Source organism: Tropicibacter sp. S64 (genome assembly GCF_049803835.1).
Taxonomy (GTDB): domain Bacteria; phylum Pseudomonadota; class Alphaproteobacteria; order Rhodobacterales; family Rhodobacteraceae; genus Pacificoceanicola.
This window is the reverse complement of sequence record NZ_JBNAGK010000015.1, coordinates 100,579-115,428: the sequence shown is the minus strand read 5'-3', so window position 1 is coordinate 115,428 and position 14,850 is coordinate 100,579. Positions and strand designations below refer to the sequence as shown.

General features: G+C 64.5%; 11 protein-coding genes. 6 read left to right on the top strand and 5 right to left on the bottom strand.

Going from position 1 to position 14,850, the window contains the following annotated elements; all coding sequences use genetic code 11:
* Positions 1-6 precede the first annotated feature (6 nt).
* On the bottom strand, positions 7-972 hold the full coding sequence (locus ACP159_RS21310) for a DUF2125 domain-containing protein (protein WP_425101743.1): 966 nt from the start codon (positions 970-972) through the stop codon (positions 7-9).
* 81 nt (positions 973-1,053) lie between these two features.
* Here ACP159_RS21310 and ACP159_RS21305 point away from each other — a divergent pair, with 81 nt between their 5' ends.
* The 3 genes from ACP159_RS21305 to ACP159_RS21295 all read left to right on the top strand — a co-directional run bounded on the left by ACP159_RS21305 (position 1,054) and on the right by ACP159_RS21295 (position 5,497).
* Positions 1,054-1,581 (top strand): gamma-glutamylcyclotransferase, encoded by a 528-nt coding sequence (locus ACP159_RS21305; RefSeq protein WP_425101742.1) that lies wholly within the window; start codon positions 1,054-1,056, stop codon positions 1,579-1,581.
* 67 nt (positions 1,582-1,648) lie between these two features.
* Entirely contained in the window at positions 1,649-2,812 is a 1,164-nt protein-coding gene (locus ACP159_RS21300; protein ID WP_425101741.1) for a biopolymer transporter ExbB, read from the top strand.
* Positions 2,813-2,815: 3 nt separating this feature from the next.
* A complete protein-coding gene (locus tag ACP159_RS21295) occupies positions 2,816-5,497 on the top strand; it encodes a peptidoglycan -binding protein (RefSeq protein ID WP_425101740.1) in 2,682 nt (893 codons plus the stop codon).
* 752 nt (positions 5,498-6,249) lie between these two features.
* Here the strand turns inward: ACP159_RS21295 and ACP159_RS21290 are convergent.
* A complete protein-coding gene (locus tag ACP159_RS21290; RefSeq protein ID WP_425101739.1) occupies positions 6,250-6,543 on the bottom strand; it encodes a DUF1467 family protein in 294 nt (97 codons plus the stop codon).
* A complete protein-coding gene (gene mce / locus ACP159_RS21285) occupies positions 6,543-6,947 on the bottom strand; it encodes a methylmalonyl-CoA epimerase (RefSeq protein ID WP_425101738.1) in 405 nt (134 codons plus the stop codon). The genes ACP159_RS21290 and mce overlap by 1 nt, the downstream gene beginning before the upstream one ends.
* Before the next feature lie 146 nt (positions 6,948-7,093).
* Here mce and ACP159_RS21280 point away from each other — a divergent pair, with 146 nt between their 5' ends.
* Positions 7,094-7,813 (top strand): response regulator, encoded by a 720-nt coding sequence (locus tag ACP159_RS21280; RefSeq protein ID WP_425101737.1) that lies wholly within the window; start codon positions 7,094-7,096, stop codon positions 7,811-7,813.
* A gap of 221 nt (positions 7,814-8,034) precedes the next feature.
* On the top strand, positions 8,035-8,220 hold the full coding sequence (locus ACP159_RS21275) for a hypothetical protein (protein WP_425101736.1): 186 nt from the start codon (positions 8,035-8,037) through the stop codon (positions 8,218-8,220).
* Between the two features lie 81 nt (positions 8,221-8,301).
* Here the strand turns inward: ACP159_RS21275 and aspS are convergent, their stop codons facing one another.
* Positions 8,302-10,083: an aspartate--tRNA ligase gene (gene aspS / locus ACP159_RS21270; RefSeq protein WP_425101735.1), complete on the bottom strand. Its 1,782-nt coding sequence runs from the start codon at positions 10,081-10,083 to the stop codon at positions 8,302-8,304.
* 342 nt (positions 10,084-10,425) lie between these two features.
* Here aspS and carB point away from each other — a divergent pair, with 342 nt between their 5' ends.
* Entirely contained in the window at positions 10,426-13,854 is a 3,429-nt protein-coding gene (carB, locus tag ACP159_RS21265; RefSeq protein ID WP_425101734.1) for a carbamoyl-phosphate synthase large subunit, read from the top strand.
* 111 nt (positions 13,855-13,965) lie between these two features.
* Here the strand turns inward: carB and ACP159_RS21260 are convergent, their stop codons facing one another.
* Entirely contained in the window at positions 13,966-14,691 is a 726-nt protein-coding gene (locus ACP159_RS21260; RefSeq protein WP_425101733.1) for a MipA/OmpV family protein, read from the bottom strand.
* Positions 14,692-14,850 lie beyond the last annotated feature (159 nt).

Here is a 14,850-nt window from a genome sequence, read left to right as displayed (position 1 = left end):
CAAGGGTCACTCGAACCGCAGGCGCGGAGCCTTGCCCAAGGGAATGATCCCCAGCGACACCGCGCCGCGATCGAAGGAAAATGTCAGGTCCAGCGTCTTCTTGTTGCCCGACAAGCCGGCAATCAGCCCCAGCGTCTCGCGCAGCACGGTTGCCACCTCGCCCGGCAGGTCGCCCGCACCCTCTGCGTTGTCCAGCAAGGCCCGCCAGTTCTCCGCCCGCAGCGTTCCGGTGCCGTCCAGCCGCCCCATGTCGTCCACGTCCCAGTCGCCCGTCGCCTTCAACGTCAGTCCGTCCGCGTGGTATTCCGCCAGAGGCAGCTTTACCGCGACAGGCTGCGGCTTGTCCTTGCGGAGCGCGTCCTTTGTCCAGACCTCGTCGAAGGTTACCTCCGCCCGCACCGTCACCTCGTCAACCGATCTGGAAGGCCCGAGCGTCCCGGCTTTTCCGGCGAGCGCTGCCGCCGTCAGACCGAGTCGCATCACCTTCGGCTCCACCTCGTCCGCTGCCACGCCGATGTTCAGCCCGGCCACCGCAAAATCGTGCAGGCCGGAGACGTTCAGCGTCTTCGCCTCGACGTTGCTGCGCAGGATACGGTCCCCGTCCGTGATCAGAGACGCCCGGAGCCCCTCTGAAGTGATCCGGTAGCTGTCCGATTTCACCGTGACCTCCTGTGTGTCCGGCCAGGCAAAGATCCAGTGATCCGGCTTGTAGACCAGCGAGAACATCTGGAAGAACGGTGCCTCCCAGACTGATCCGGTCTCCGGATTGGCCAACAACAGATCGTCGAAGGTCACGTCGAGCCGGTTCGGAAAGCCCTGGACGCTCAGATCTGCATACGACGCTTCCCAGCCGTCACCCCGCCGCGCCTCGAACCAGTCCTCGATTTGGCCACGCAAGGCCTGCGCCTGCCAGAACCAGTATCCCGAATACAGGGCCGCTGCCGCGAGGATCACCGCAAGTAACCGTTTCATGACACCGTGCCCCTTTGCAAATTGCGCGTGTTTGGTGTCTATAGCGCGCCACGCGCGTGCGAAAGGGCAAGGGGACGATCCGTGACACTTTGGGTATTCGGCTATGGCTCACTCTTGTGGAACCCCGGATTCCCGGTCGCCGAACAGCGCCACGCGCGGCTTGCCGACTATGCCCGCAGCTTCTGCATGCGCTCGATCCACCATCGCGGCAGCGTGGAAGACCCCGGCCTCGTTCTGGCGCTCGACGCCCATCGCGGGGCGCTTTGCGAGGGGGTCGCGTTTCGCGCGGAGCCGGGCACCGAGGACGAAACCCTCGCCTACCTGCGCGACCGCGAACTGGTCTCTGCGGCCTATGTCGAGCGAACCCTGACGCTCGACCTGGACGATGGCACGCGCATCGACGCGCTCGCTTACGTGATCGACCGCGACCACGTGCAATACTGCCGTCTCTCGCTCGAAGAGCAGGCGCAGATCATCGCCAAGGCGGTCGGCGGGCGTGGTCCGAACACGGAATACTTGTACAATACCGCCGCCCATCTCGCGGAATTGGGCATTCCCGATGCGGAACTGAACTGGCTGGTGGACAGGGTGCGGGCGCTCACCGCATAAACCCTTGGCTTGCCAGCGCTAACCCCGTAGTTTCAGGGCGCAAGACAACAAACGCGTCAGGTGTCCGATGGACCAGCCCGACCTCGAGGCCGAGCTACATTTTTCACAACCCGTCCGGCAGGTCGCGCTGATGCTGATCGTGCTGGCGCTCTCCTGTGCGGGAGGATTTCTCGCGCTGCCGCGGGTCTTGCCTGTCTTCGAATCCAACCCGTACCTGAACGGGTTCATCTTCTTTGTCTTCATTCTCGGGGTGCTGGCCTGCTTCTACCAGGTGGTGCAGCTGATCTCCTCCGTGCGCTGGATCGAGCAATTCGCGAAGCCCGGCGATCAGGGCCAGCGGGCCCAGGCGCCGCTTCTGCTCGCCCCGCTCGCCGCGCTGTTGCGCCGCCGGGACAAGCGGATGCAGATCACCACCACCTCCACCCGCTCCATTCTCGATTCCGTTGCCACGCGGATCGACGAAGCCCGGGAAATCACTCGCTACATCGTCAGCCTGTTGATTTTCCTCGGACTTCTCGGGACGTTCTACGGTCTCGCCACGACAGTTCCGGCGTTGGTCGACACCATCCGCAGCCTCGCGCCGCAGGAGGGCGAGAGCGGGACAGCGGTGTTCGGGCGGCTGATGACCGGGCTTGAAAGTCAGCTTGGCGGCATGGGCGTGGCCTTCGCCTCCTCGCTGCTCGGTCTGGCCTGCTCGCTGATCGTCGGGTTGCTGGAACTTTTTGCCGGTCACGGGCAGAATCGCTTCTACCGGGAGTTGGAGGAATGGCTTTCCTCCATCACCCGGCTCGGCTTTTCCTCCGACAGCGATGGCCCGGACCTGGGTGCGGCAGGCGTTGTGCTCGACCGCATGGCCGAGCAGATCGAGACCCTGCAATACCTTTTCGCCCAGTCCGAACAGGGCCGCTCGGAGGTGGACAACCGGCTGGGTCAGTTGGCCGATTCCATCGAACGCATGACCGAACGCATGGAGGCCACCGCGCCGACAGCCTCCTCCATGGCGCGTATCGCCGACGGGCAGGAGCAACTGGCCGAGGCCATCCGCTCAAAGGAATCGAACGAGGGGCTGGATGCGGAAAGCCGGATGCGCCTGCGCTCGATCGACGTCCAGATGCTGCGCCTGCTGGAGGAGATCAGCGCCGGGCGGCAGGAGAGCATGGCCGAGTTGCGCACGGAAATCCACACCATGTCGCGCCACCTTGCGACCATCGTGAAACGGGCCGGGGGCTGAACCATGGCCCTATCGCGCCGCACCGGACAACGCTTCCAGGCTAACATCTGGCCCGGGTTCGTGGATGCCATGACCGGGCTGTTGCTGGTGCTGACCTTCGTGCTGTCGATCTTCATGATCATCCAGTTCGTCCTGCGCGAGACCATCACCGGGCAGGAGGATCAGCTGAATTCGCTCTCCACCGAGATTGCCGCCCTCGCGCAGGCGCTGGGCGTGCAGGAACGCCGCAACACGGCGTTGACGAGCCAGCTTGGAGAACTGGAAGGCACCCTTTCGGATGCAGAGACGCGCCTCGCCGAACAGCTGCGCTTGATCGACACGCTGACCGCCACCCGGGACCGCCAGGCCGCTGACCTTGCCGCGCGGGACGCCGCTTTGGCCGATGCAGAGGGCAAGATCACCGATTTCGAAGCGCAGGTGGCCGCGCTTCTGCTGCAACGGGATTCCGCGCGGGACGATGTGGCGGCACGGGATGCCGCGCTGGCCGAGGCCGAAGGCCGGATCACCGACTTCGAAAGCCAGGTCGCCGCGCTGCTATCAGAACGCGACGCCGCCCGAGACGATGCCGCCGCGCTGACCACGGCCCGCGACGAACTCACCGCTCGGCGCGATGCGCTGGAGGCGTTGCTGGCTGACCTGCGCAGGGAAAAGGCCGCCGCCGAGGAGCAGATCACTGTGCTCTCCGGACGAGTCGACGACCTGAGCGAGGCCCTGACCGCGGAGGAGGAGCAGAAGCTGCTGGAGGCGGAGGCCGCGGCGGCGCTGCGCAAGCGGCTCGAGGAGGCGGATGCGGAACTCACCTCCATGACCCTCGCGCTCGAAGCGGAACGTCGGAAAGCCGAGGACACGCTGACCCTGCTGGCCGCCGCCCGCGAAGCCGAAAGCGATCTCAACGCCCGTCTTGCCGCCGCACTGGTTTCTGGCGAGCAGGAGGCACAGGGTCTGCAGGACCGGCTCGACGCCGCCGTTGCCGAGATCGCGCAACTGTCTGCCACGCTGGCCGACACTCGTGCCGCCGGTGCTGAAACCGATGACCGCCTCGCCACGTTGCGCGAGGATCTGGCCGACGAACGGGCCGCCCGTGTCGCCGCCGAGCGGGCGCTGGACGAGGCGCAGAAAGCCCGTGAAGCGACCGAGCGCGACCTCGCCACGGCGCGGGGCGCCAGCGACGCCGCCGAAACCCGCCTTTCCGACCTGTCGGCGCAACTGGCCGCGGCCCTCGCCCGGATCACCGAAGCCGAAGCTTTGCAGACCGAACTTGCCGCCCTGCGCGCCCGCAACGATGCGCTGGTCGCCGACCTCGCCACGGCACAGGGCGCGGCCGAAGACGGCGGCGCGGCGCTGGATGCGCTGCGTGCGGAAAAAGCCCGGCTGGAGACCGCGCTGGCCACCGCGCGGGGGGAGGCAAACGCCGCCCAGACCGCATTGAGCGACCTCGAGGATCGCAATGCCACGCTCCTCGCCCGCCTGTCGGACACGCAAATCCGGGAGGGGGCGCAAGGCGACGAGATCGCGTCGCTTGAGGGAGAGGTGGCGCAACTGCGCTCCGATCTGGACACCGCCCGGCGTCAGGCCGAAGACAGCGCCATCCGCGTCAACCAACTCGAAGCGCAGCTGGGCTCCGAGAACGCCGCCGCCGTCGAGACGGCGCAGTTGACGGCCGAAGTCCGGGCCCTGCGCGGCCGTCTGGCGGAGCGCGACACGCAAATTGCCACCCTGCGAAAGGCCCTCGCCGAGGCCGAAGCCCGCGCGGCGGAGCGGGTCGATGACGCAAGGTCACTCGAAGAACGCCTCGCCGCCGCACTTGCCGCCCGGATGGCCTCCGACGCCAGTGCGGAGGAGGTCCGCGACCGGCTCACCGCCGCCCTCGCCGCCCAGAAGGCCGCCGAGGCCCGCGCAGAGACCCGCCTGAGCGAAGCCGAGGAGCGGCAGGTTCTGCTGTCCGAGGCGCGCAAGGAACTGGCCGTCTCCGACGAACGGGCGACGCAGGCGCAGAAACAGGCGGAATTGCTGAACCAGCAGGTTGCCGCGCTGCGCCAGCAGCTCGGTGAGTTGCAAGGACTGCTTAATGCCAGCAAAGCCTCCGACGAGGCGGCACAGGTTCAGTTGCAAAATCTTGGCTCGGAACTGAACGCGGCGCTGGCGCGGGTGGCCGCCGAGGAGCGTCGCCGCCGCCAGTTGGAAGAGGCTGAGCGCATCCGTCTCGAAGCGCAGGCGAAGGATCTGGAGAAATACCGCTCGGAATTCTTCGGTCGGCTGCGTGACGTGGTCGGAGACCGCGAGGGTATCCGTATCGAGGGCGACCGCTTCGTCTTTTCATCCGAAGTTCTTTTCCAGCTGGGCGACGCGGAGCTGTCCGACGCGGGCAAGGCCCAGATCGCGAATGTCGCGGACATCCTGCGCGACGTGTCGTCCGAGATCCCGAGCGACATCGACTGGATCATCCGCGTCGATGGCCATACCGACGACGTGCCGGTGCGCATTGGCGGTCGGTTCCAGGACAACTGGGAGCTTAGCCAGGAACGGGCGTTGTCGGTCGTGCGCTTCATGACCGACTTCCTGGACATCCCGCCCAACCGCCTCGCCGCCAATGGCTTTGGCCAGTATCAGCCGGTCAACCCGGCGGATACCCCGGAGGCCCGGGCGCAGAACCGGCGGATCGAGCTCAAGCTGACCGAGCGGTGAGCAAAGTTTTAGGCTAAAACTTTACTCACCTTCGACCGTGACGCAGGTGCGGCGTGTCGCGATGAGCGCTGTATGGCGGGTCAGGGTCAGGGTCAGGGTCAGGGTCCCGATGTACGCGCCGATTGACCACCTCTGCTCATGCGACTGGTGCTGATTCCCTGCGTGACAGGGTTATGCGAAGCATGATTCCGAGAGGGGACCAAGGGCCGGTGGTTGGCAACAACCACCCGTAGCACAGGCGTTACCGGTGCCTTCTCAAGGGGTTGTCCATGACCCGCCCGAACCGGCCGCCCTCTCGGGACATTTCTTTCAGAATTGCACTGCCGGGCGGTAGACAAGCGGAAGATCGAGTGGCCCTGACATACGAATGCGTCCGCCGGAGCGCCTTCGCAACCGGTTCCGAAGCCCGGGAGGGGCTGATGGCCGGATGAGTCCCGACACCGAAAGACGCCCGCACGCATCACATGGGATCATGACGCCGGACGAGGCACGGGATTCTCTCTCTCTCCGGACCTTATTCTTGCCGCCTGAAATGAAACCAATGCCGTCGCTCAGCACGGCGACAAACTGGTCGAAGATCCAAGACCACTTCCAGTCTCCGACAAGACCGCCCTCACGACGCGGATCGTGGCGATCCCAGGCCGCCATGCGTTCGGACGGACTCAGGATGCCGACGATGCCCGGCACTTCGCCGCGGCGCACGTCGAGGGACGCGCGGTTCAACGGAGTCAGGGTTCCCGCGCCGTTGCCTGCTACTGACCTTCGGAGGTTGCAGGGCTCATGCGCTGGCCCATGACGCTGTCGATGTCACGCACGCTGATCCAGCCTGACAGGATGATCGTCGCCAGGATGGCCCAGATCACCGCGGCCACGCCAGTGGTGATCCACGCCTTCTTCTTGAGGTTGTGTACCTCGGGGCTGCCCGCATGGGTGCCGGGGACGATCTCGCCGAGATCGCCCTGGGTCTGGAGGCGAATCGGGATCACGACCAGGAAGGTCAGGAACCAGAGCACGGCGTAGAGCACGATGCCGGAGGTGATGCCCATCAGACCTGCTCCAGTTCCACGAGGCAGCCGTTGAAGTCCTTGGGATGCAGGAACAGCACCGGCTTGCCGTGGGCGCCGATCTTCGGCTCGCCGCTGCCGAGAACCCTTGCGCCCGTCGCCTTCAGGTGATCCCGCGCGGCGAGGATGTCGTCGACCTCATAGCAGACATGGTGAATGCCGCCGGAGGGGTTCTTGTCGAGGAAGCCCTTGATCGGACTGTCTTCTCCAAGCGGATACAGCAGTTCGATCTTGGTGTTCGGCAGTTCGATGAAGATCACGGTGACGCCGTGATCGGGCTCGTCCTGCGGTGCGCCGACCTTCGCCCCAAGGGCGTTGCGGTACTGGTCCGCGGCGGCGTCGAGGTCCGGAACGGCGATGGCAACGTGGTTCAGACGTCCGATCATGGGGGCTCTCCAACTGTCAGAAGGTGCGACTGGTTTGCCGCAGGTTATGGCGTCTGGCCGGTCTCGCGACAAGGCGGTGCGTCCTTTAACCGCTTGTTCACCTCGACGTGTTCACCATGTTGAACCGCTGCCAATGGAGACTTCAGATGGACGACTACGCCGACCCACTCGAATCCTACCGCCGTCCGACCGCCACGCGCCCGCTGCTCGGGCTCACGGTCCTCGTGGTGGAGGACAGCCGCTATGCCTGCGATGCCATGCGCCTCCTGTGCCTGCGCTCCGGTGCCCGCATCCGCCGCGCCGACTGTATGGCCTCCGCGCGCCGCCACCTGCAGGTCTATCGCCCCTCTGTCGTGATCGTGGACCTGGGCCTGCCGGACGGCTCCGGGGCCGACTTGATCGCGGAACTGGTAAACGCCACACCCCGGATCGACGTGGTGCTGGGCACCAGCGGTGACACTTTCTCCGAGGACGTGGCGATGGCCGCCGGGGCCGATGGCTTCCTGGCGAAGCCCATCGAGTCGGTTGTCGTCTTTCAGAGCAAGATCCTCTCTGCCCTGCCGCCGGAGCGCCAGCCGAGCGGCCCGCGCCTGGTCAGCAATGATCCCATTCACCCCGATCCGCTGTCATTCCGCGACGACATGGCCCACGCGGCGGAGGTGCTCGATTCGCGGGGCGATGGCCGAATGCTGGACTACGTGGCGCAATTCCTGCGTGGCGTTGCGATGAGTGCCGGAGATGCGCCGCTGGAAGTGGCGGCGAAGGATCTGTCCGACGCCCGCGCCAACGGCCGCCCGATTCAGTCCGTCGTCGCCCGGGTCGCGGCGCTTATCCACGACAGGTTGTCGGAGAAAGTTGCGATTTGAGCGGGGCGGAAATGTCCCTCCCAAACCAGGAGATAATATGCGAGGTGCATGAGTTTCATGGCAGCCGTGCCGCAATGATGGTTAACAATCCGTAAAAATCCCCCACACGGAACGCAGAAGGGCCACAATTGCCCTGCAATCATTCGTTGAAATCAAGCAACGGAGTGAAGGCGATGGGGACACAAGCCTCTCTGGTAATGGTAGCAGTCACGATCTGTCTGATGCTGCCCTTGATAATGGTGAAGCGCAGTGTATCGCGCAAGACGTTGGAAATCGCCGGTGAAGAGGTCGCGCGGCGCCAGGATGAGAAGGCTCGCCTTGTCGTGCTCGGCATCACCGCCCTGGTCATGTTCGGCCTCGTTTTCGCATACGGCTCGGTCGTGATCGCGTCCGAACTCGCCTCCTGATCGCAGCGGTCGGAATCGGCACGAAAAAGCCCCGCAACGGACTGGCTGCGGGGCTTTCTCTTGGGGTCTTGTCGCTCTGGGTCAGTCGCGCGGGATCACCCGCAGACCCAGCTCCATGAGCTGATCCGAGGTCGGATCGCTCGGCGCGTTCATCATCAGGTCCTCGGCCCGCTGGTTCATCGGGAACATGATGACCTCGCGGATGTTCTGCTGATCGGCAAGCAGCATGACGATGCGGTCGATGCCCGCCGCGCAGCCGCCGTGCGGCGGGGCGCCGTAGTGGAAGGCGTTGAACAGCGCGCCGAAGCGGGCCTTCACCTCGTCCGCGCCATAGCCCGCCAGTTCGAAGGCCTTGAGCATCACCTCCGGCTTGTGGTTCCGGATCGCGCCGGAGACCAGCTCGTAGCCGTTGCAGGCGAGGTCATATTGGAAGCCCTTCACCGCCATCGGATCGCCATTCAGCGCCTCCATCCCGCCCTGCGGCATGGAGAAGGGATTGTGCTCGAAGTCGATCTCGCCCGTCTCCTCGTCGCGTTCGTAGATCGGGAAGTCGACGATCCAGGCGAAGGCGAAGCGGTTGGTGTCGGTCAGGCCGAGTTCCGCGCCGATCACGTCTCGCGCCTTGCCCGCGACGCGCTCGAAGGCGGCGGGTTTGCCGCCGAGGAAGAAGGCCGCGTCACCCACGCCGAGGCCGAGCTGCTGGCGGATCGCCTCGGTGCGCTCCGGGCCGATGTTCTTGGCGAGGGGACCGGCGGCTTCCATCGCGCCATCTGTCTCTCGCCAGAAGATATACCCCATGCCCGGCAGGCCCTCTTTCTGCGCAAAGGCATTCATGCGGTCACAGAACTTGCGGCTGCCGCCCGTGGGCGCGGGGATCGCGCGGATCTGCGTACCCTCCTGCTCCAGCAGCTTTGCGAAGATCGCAAAGCCAGACCCCGCGAAATGCTCGGAGACGTCCTGCATCTCGATCGGGTTGCGCAGGTCGGGCTTGTCGGTGCCGTATTTCAGCGCCGCGTCCTTGTAGGCAATCTGAGGCCAGCTTTCGGGCGCATCGACCTTGCGGCCGCCGCCGAACTCCTCGAACACACCCGCGATGACCGGGGAGATCGTATCGAAGATGTCCTGCTGCTCGACGAAGCTCATTTCCATGTCGAGCTGGTAGAAGTCCGTCGGCGAGCGGTCGGCCCGCGGGTCCTCGTCGCGGAAACAGGGCGCGATCTGGAAATACTTGTCGAAGCCGGAGACCATGATCAGCTGCTTGAACTGCTGCGGGGCCTGCGGCAGGGCGTAGAACTTGCCCGGGTGCAGACGCGACGGCACGAGGAAGTCGCGCGCGCCCTCGGGCGAGGAGGCGGTGATGATCGGCGTCTGGAACTCGCGGAACCCCTTGTCCCACATCCGCTTGCGCATGGAGGCGACGACGTCGGAGCGCAGGGTCATGTTCTTCTGCATCGACTCGCGGCGCAGATCGAGGAAGCGGTACTTGAGACGGGTTTCCTCCGGATACTCCTGATCGCCGAAGACGATGAGCGGCAACTCGTCCGCCGCGCCCAGCACCTCCAGGTCGCGCACGAAGACCTCGATCTCGCCGGTCGGAAGTTTCGGGTTTACCAATTCCGGGTCCCGCGCCTTCACCAAGCCGTCGATGCGGATGCACCATTCGGAGCGCACCTTCTCCATGGCCGAGAACACCGGCGAATCCGGATCGCAGAGCACCTGCGTGACGCCGTAATGGTCGCGCAGGTCGATGAAGAGGATGCCGCCGTGATCCCGGATGCGGTGCACCCAGCCGGAAAGGCGGACGGTCTCGCCGACGTTGTCCTTGGTCAGAGCGGCGCAGGTGTGGCTGCGATAGGCGTGCATGTCGGGATCCTTCGTCAAAGGCCGGAAAGGGAGGTCAGGCGCGGATACACCTGTCTGGGGGGCGAAAGTCAAGGGAATCGCCTCCCTTTGACCAATTTGCCCGCATGTCCCACGCCGAAAAGGCGCGCAATCGCCCCGTTTCCTCTTGCCTGAAATATCCCGGGGGAGCCCGCAGGGCATGGGGGCAGAGCCCCCGCCGCGCAAGCGGTCAAAGAACCCGGCATCAACGGTCCATATGGGGTTGAACCCACACGGCGCATGTCTATAACGCACGACAATTTGCGGGTCCTCAGCCGAGTCATCGGCGTGATACCCCCTGCCGTCCTGCCAAGAGGTGATCCCATGCCCAAACGTACCGACATCAAGTCCATCATGATCATCGGCGCGGGGCCCATCGTCATCGGGCAGGCCTGCGAGTTCGACTACTCCGGCGCGCAGGCGTGCAAGGCGCTGCGCGAAGAGGGATACCGGGTCATTCTGGTGAACTCCAACCCGGCGACGATCATGACCGATCCGGGTCTGGCCGATGCCACCTATATCGAGCCGATCACGCCCGAGGTTGTGGCCAAGATCATCGAGAAGGAACGCCCGGACGCGCTCTTGCCGACCATGGGTGGCCAGACCGGCCTCAACACCTCGCTGGCGCTCGAAGAAATGGGCGTTCTGGCGAAATACAATGTCGAGATGATCGGCGCCAAGCGTGAGGCCATCGAAATGGCCGAGGACCGCAAGCTGTTCCGGGAGGCGATGGAGCGCATCGGTCTCGAGAATCCGAAGGCCACCATCGTCACTGCGCCGAAGAACGCCAAGGGCAAGTTCGATCTCGAAGCCGGCGTGAAGATTGCCCTCGATGCGCTCGAGGAGATCGGTTTGCCGGCGATCATCCGCCCCGCCTTTACCCTCGGCGGCACGGGTGGCGGTGTTGCCTACAACCGCGAGGACTACATCTATTACTGCCGCTCGGGCATGGATGCTTCCCCGGTCGGTCAGATCCTCGTCGATGAATCTCTGCTCGGATGGAAAGAGTACGAAATGGAGGTCGTGCGCGACCGCGCCGACAACGCCATCATCGTCTGCTCCATCGAGAACGTCGACCCGATGGGCGTGCACACCGGCGACTCGATAACCGTCGCCCCGGCGCTGACCCTCACGGACAAAGAATACCAGATGATGCGCACGGCCTCGATTGCCGTGCTGCGCGAGATCGGCGTGGAGACCGGTGGCTCCAACGTGCAATGGGCGGTGAACCCGGAGACCGGACGCATGGTGGTCATCGAGATGAACCCGCGCGTCTCCCGCTCCTCGGCGCTGGCGTCCAAGGCCACCGGCTTCCCGATTGCCAAGATCGCGGCGAAGCTGGCCGTGGGATATACGCTCGACGAGCTGGACAACGACATCACCAAGGTCACGCCCGCCTCCTTCGAGCCGACCATCGACTATGTCGTCACCAAGATCCCGAAATTCGCCTTCGAGAAGTTCCCCGGCTCCCAGCCCTACCTCACCACCGCGATGAAATCCGTGGGCGAGGCCATGGCCATTGGCCGGACCATCCATGAGTCCATGCAAAAGGCGCTGGCTTCGATGGAATCCGGCCTCACCGGCTTCGATGAGGTGGAGATCCCCGGGGTTCCAAATAATGCTCTTCTCAAGAGAGATGATGAAGGTAATCCAAAACCAGCCAAAAGAGTAATCAAAACCCACCGTGAGACGGTGCCGCTGGGGCAGACAGGTCACGCTGCCGTCATCAAGGCGATCTCCCAGCAGACCCCCGACCGCATGCGCACCATCGCCCAGGCCATGCGCCACGGCCTTTCCGATGACGAGATCCAGGGGGTGACGAAGTTCGACCCCTGGTTCCTCGCCCGCATCCGCGAGATCGTCGAGGCAGAGGAGCAAATCCGCGCCAACGGCCTTCCGACCGATGAGCAAGGCATGCGCGAGGTCAAGATGCTCGGCTTCACCGACGCCCGCCTCGCCAAGCTCACGAACAAGACCGAGAAGGACGTGCGCAAAGCCCGTCGCGACCTGAACGTTAACGCCGTCTTCAAGCGCATCGACACCTGCGCCGCCGAGTTCGAGGCGCAGACTCCCTACATGTACTCCACCTACGAGACCCCGATGATGGGTGAGGTCGAGTGCGAGGCGCGTCCGTCAGACCGCAAGAAGGTCGTGGTCCTTGGCGGCGGCCCGAACCGCATCGGTCAGGGCATCGAGTTCGATTACTGCTGCTGTCACGCCTGCTTCGCGCTCAGCGATCAGGGCTACGAGACCATCATGATCAACTGCAACCCGGAAACCGTGTCGACCGACTACGACACCTCTGATCGCCTCTATTTCGAGCCGCTGACCTTTGAGCACGTCATGGAGATCCTGAACAAGGAGCGCTCGAACGGTACCCTGCACGGCGTCATCGTCCAGTTCGGCGGCCAGACCCCGCTGAAGCTGGCAAACGCGCTGTATGAAGAAGGCATCCCGATCCTCGGCACCACGCCCGACGCCATTGACCTTGCCGAAGACCGCGAGCGCTTTCAGGCGCTGGTCAACGATCTGGGGCTCAAGCAGCCGCGCAACGGCATCGCTTCCACCGATGGCGAAGCCATTGCGATTGCAGATGAAATCGGCTTCCCGCTGGTGATCCGCCCGTCTTACGTCCTCGGCGGCCGCGCCATGGAAATCGTGCGCGACATGGACCACCTCAAGCGCTACATCAAGGAAGCCGTGGTCGTCTCCGGCGACAGTCCAGTGCTGCTCGACAGCTACCTCTCCGGCGCCACCGAGCTTGACGTCGACGCACTCTGCGATGGCGAGGCGGTGCACGTTGCGGGCATCATGCAACACATCGAAGAGGCCGGCGTGCATTCCGGCGACAGCGCCTGTTCGCTGCCGCCCTATTCGCTGTCGGACGACATCCTTGCCCAGATCAAGGAGCAGACCGTTGCATTGGCGAGGGCGCTGAATGTCGTTGGCCTGATGAACGTGCAGTTCGCGATCAAGGACGGCGAGATCTACCTGATCGAGGTCAACCCGCGCGCCTCCCGTACCGTGCCCTTCGTCGCCAAGGCCACTGACAGCGCCATTGCCTCCATCGCTGCAAGGCTCATGGCGGGCGAGAAGCTATCCGCCTTCCCGCTGCGCGAGGGCTACCCGGTCGATGCCGACTACGACACTGACCTTCCCATCGCAGACCAAATGACGCTCGCGGACCCGAACATGCCCTGGTTCTCCGTCAAGGAGGCCGTGCTGCCCTTCGCCCGCTTCCCCGGCGTGGACACGATCCTCGGCCCGGAGATGCGCTCGACCGGCGAGGTCATGGGCTGGGACCGCAGCTTCCCGCGGGCCTTCCTCAAGGCCCAGCTCGGCGCGGGCAACAACCTGCCGACCGAAGGCGCGGTGTTCATCTCCATCAAGGACGCGGACAAGACGCCGCTGATGATCGAGGCGGCGGAAGCGCTGGCGGGCATCGGCTTCAAGCTGATCGCAACCGGCGGCACCGCGAAGTTCCTCTCGGACAATGGCATCGCCTGCGAGACGGTGAAGAAGGTCTACGAGGGACGCCCGAACGTCGTTGACCTGATGAAGGACGGCGGCATCCAACTTGTCCTGAACACCACCGAGGGCGCGGCGGCGGTCGAGGACAGCCGCGAAATCCGCTCCGTCGCGCTCTACGACAAGATCCCCTACTTCACCACCGCCGCCGGAGCCCATGCCGCCGCGCTTGCCATCAAGGCCCGGGAAGAGGGGGAGTTGGTTGTGAAGTCGCTGCAGGGGTGAGCGATTGAGGTGTAACCGGGCGAAGACCCGGGCTTCACTGCATTCCGAACAAAACGAAAGCCAGCCCTCGGGGCTGGCTTTTGTCATTCTATCCAACAGTCGCCGTGCCCATCAGAACCGCCAGTCGAACTTGCGGATCAGCATGACGCCCAGAGAGCCGCTGTCGCGGTTCTCAACAATCGGCGAATCGCCCGCATCGCCGGTCAGGCGGGTCCAGCCGAGAGAGCCTTCGACCGCCCATGTATCATTGAAGTCGTGGCGTACCGTCATTTCAATGCCTGCCTTGTACAGGCCGCCATCCGCCGAATAGGGCGCGAGGAAGGCCCCGGCGGGCACATCGAAATAGCTGTCCATGTAGGCGTCATTGGCAAAGGTCAGTCGTGGCCCGACGCGAAACTCGGTTTGGGTATCCACATTCCAGATGGCATCCGCAGCCAGATCCGCCACAATCCCTTCGTGCCCGGTGACTCCCTTGCGCACCGCGCCCCAGACTTCGGCATTTTCCCAACGATACGAGACTCTTGCGCCAATCTCGAGCGCGGCGTCCACGTCGTCGATGCCGCTGAGACGGGCATGATCGCTTGCACTTCGCTCCGAAATGTAACGGAAGGACGGGCCGAACCCGAACCCTAGGTCATCGCCTTTGTCGATGTTCAGACCCAGCAGGCGGAAGGTGCTGACCGAGCCTGTCGCGGATGGGCCGGTTTCATAGGTTTCGGAGCCCTCGTAGGCCGGTGCCGTCCGTGCCCCGAGGCCAAGTTCGAAGGCAAGAGCGCGGTCCTGTGCATGGGCCGGCGCAGCAGCGACGATCAGAACGGCGGGGAAGAGGAGGCGCATGGAGAATCTCCGGGCAGGGACAAAGGTTATCGACCACTTAGCACGGTCTCGCCGCAACAACAGAGTGAGAGGGAAATTAGACGGGCGGCGTCACTCGAAAACCCGCGCAACGGGCCTCCCAACGACAACACGGCGAAACGGCTTCCCCCCTCCACATCC

Excerpts from the sequence above, each read along its gene's own strand:
- ACP159_RS21310 (WP_425101743.1), bottom strand. The coding sequence starts at position 972 with ATGAAACGGTTACTTGCGGTGATCCTCGCGGCAGCGGCCCTGTATTCG.
- ACP159_RS21300 (WP_425101741.1), top strand. The coding sequence starts at position 1,649 with ATGGACCAGCCCGACCTCGAGGCCGAGCTACATTTTTCACAACCCGTC.
- ACP159_RS21295 (WP_425101740.1), top strand. The coding sequence starts at position 2,816 with ATGGCCCTATCGCGCCGCACCGGACAACGCTTCCAGGCTAACATCTGG.
- ACP159_RS21290 (WP_425101739.1), bottom strand. The coding sequence starts at position 6,543 with ATGGGCATCACCTCCGGCATCGTGCTCTACGCCGTGCTCTGGTTCCTG.
- mce (WP_425101738.1), bottom strand. The coding sequence starts at position 6,947 with ATGATCGGACGTCTGAACCACGTTGCCATCGCCGTTCCGGACCTCGAC.
- ACP159_RS21280 (WP_425101737.1), top strand. The coding sequence starts at position 7,094 with ATGGACGACTACGCCGACCCACTCGAATCCTACCGCCGTCCGACCGCC.
- ACP159_RS21275 (WP_425101736.1), top strand. The coding sequence starts at position 8,035 with ATGCTGCCCTTGATAATGGTGAAGCGCAGTGTATCGCGCAAGACGTTG.
- aspS (WP_425101735.1), bottom strand. The coding sequence starts at position 10,083 with ATGCACGCCTATCGCAGCCACACCTGCGCCGCTCTGACCAAGGACAAC.
- carB (WP_425101734.1), top strand. The coding sequence starts at position 10,426 with ATGCCCAAACGTACCGACATCAAGTCCATCATGATCATCGGCGCGGGG.
- ACP159_RS21260 (WP_425101733.1), bottom strand. The coding sequence starts at position 14,691 with ATGCGCCTCCTCTTCCCCGCCGTTCTGATCGTCGCTGCTGCGCCGGCC.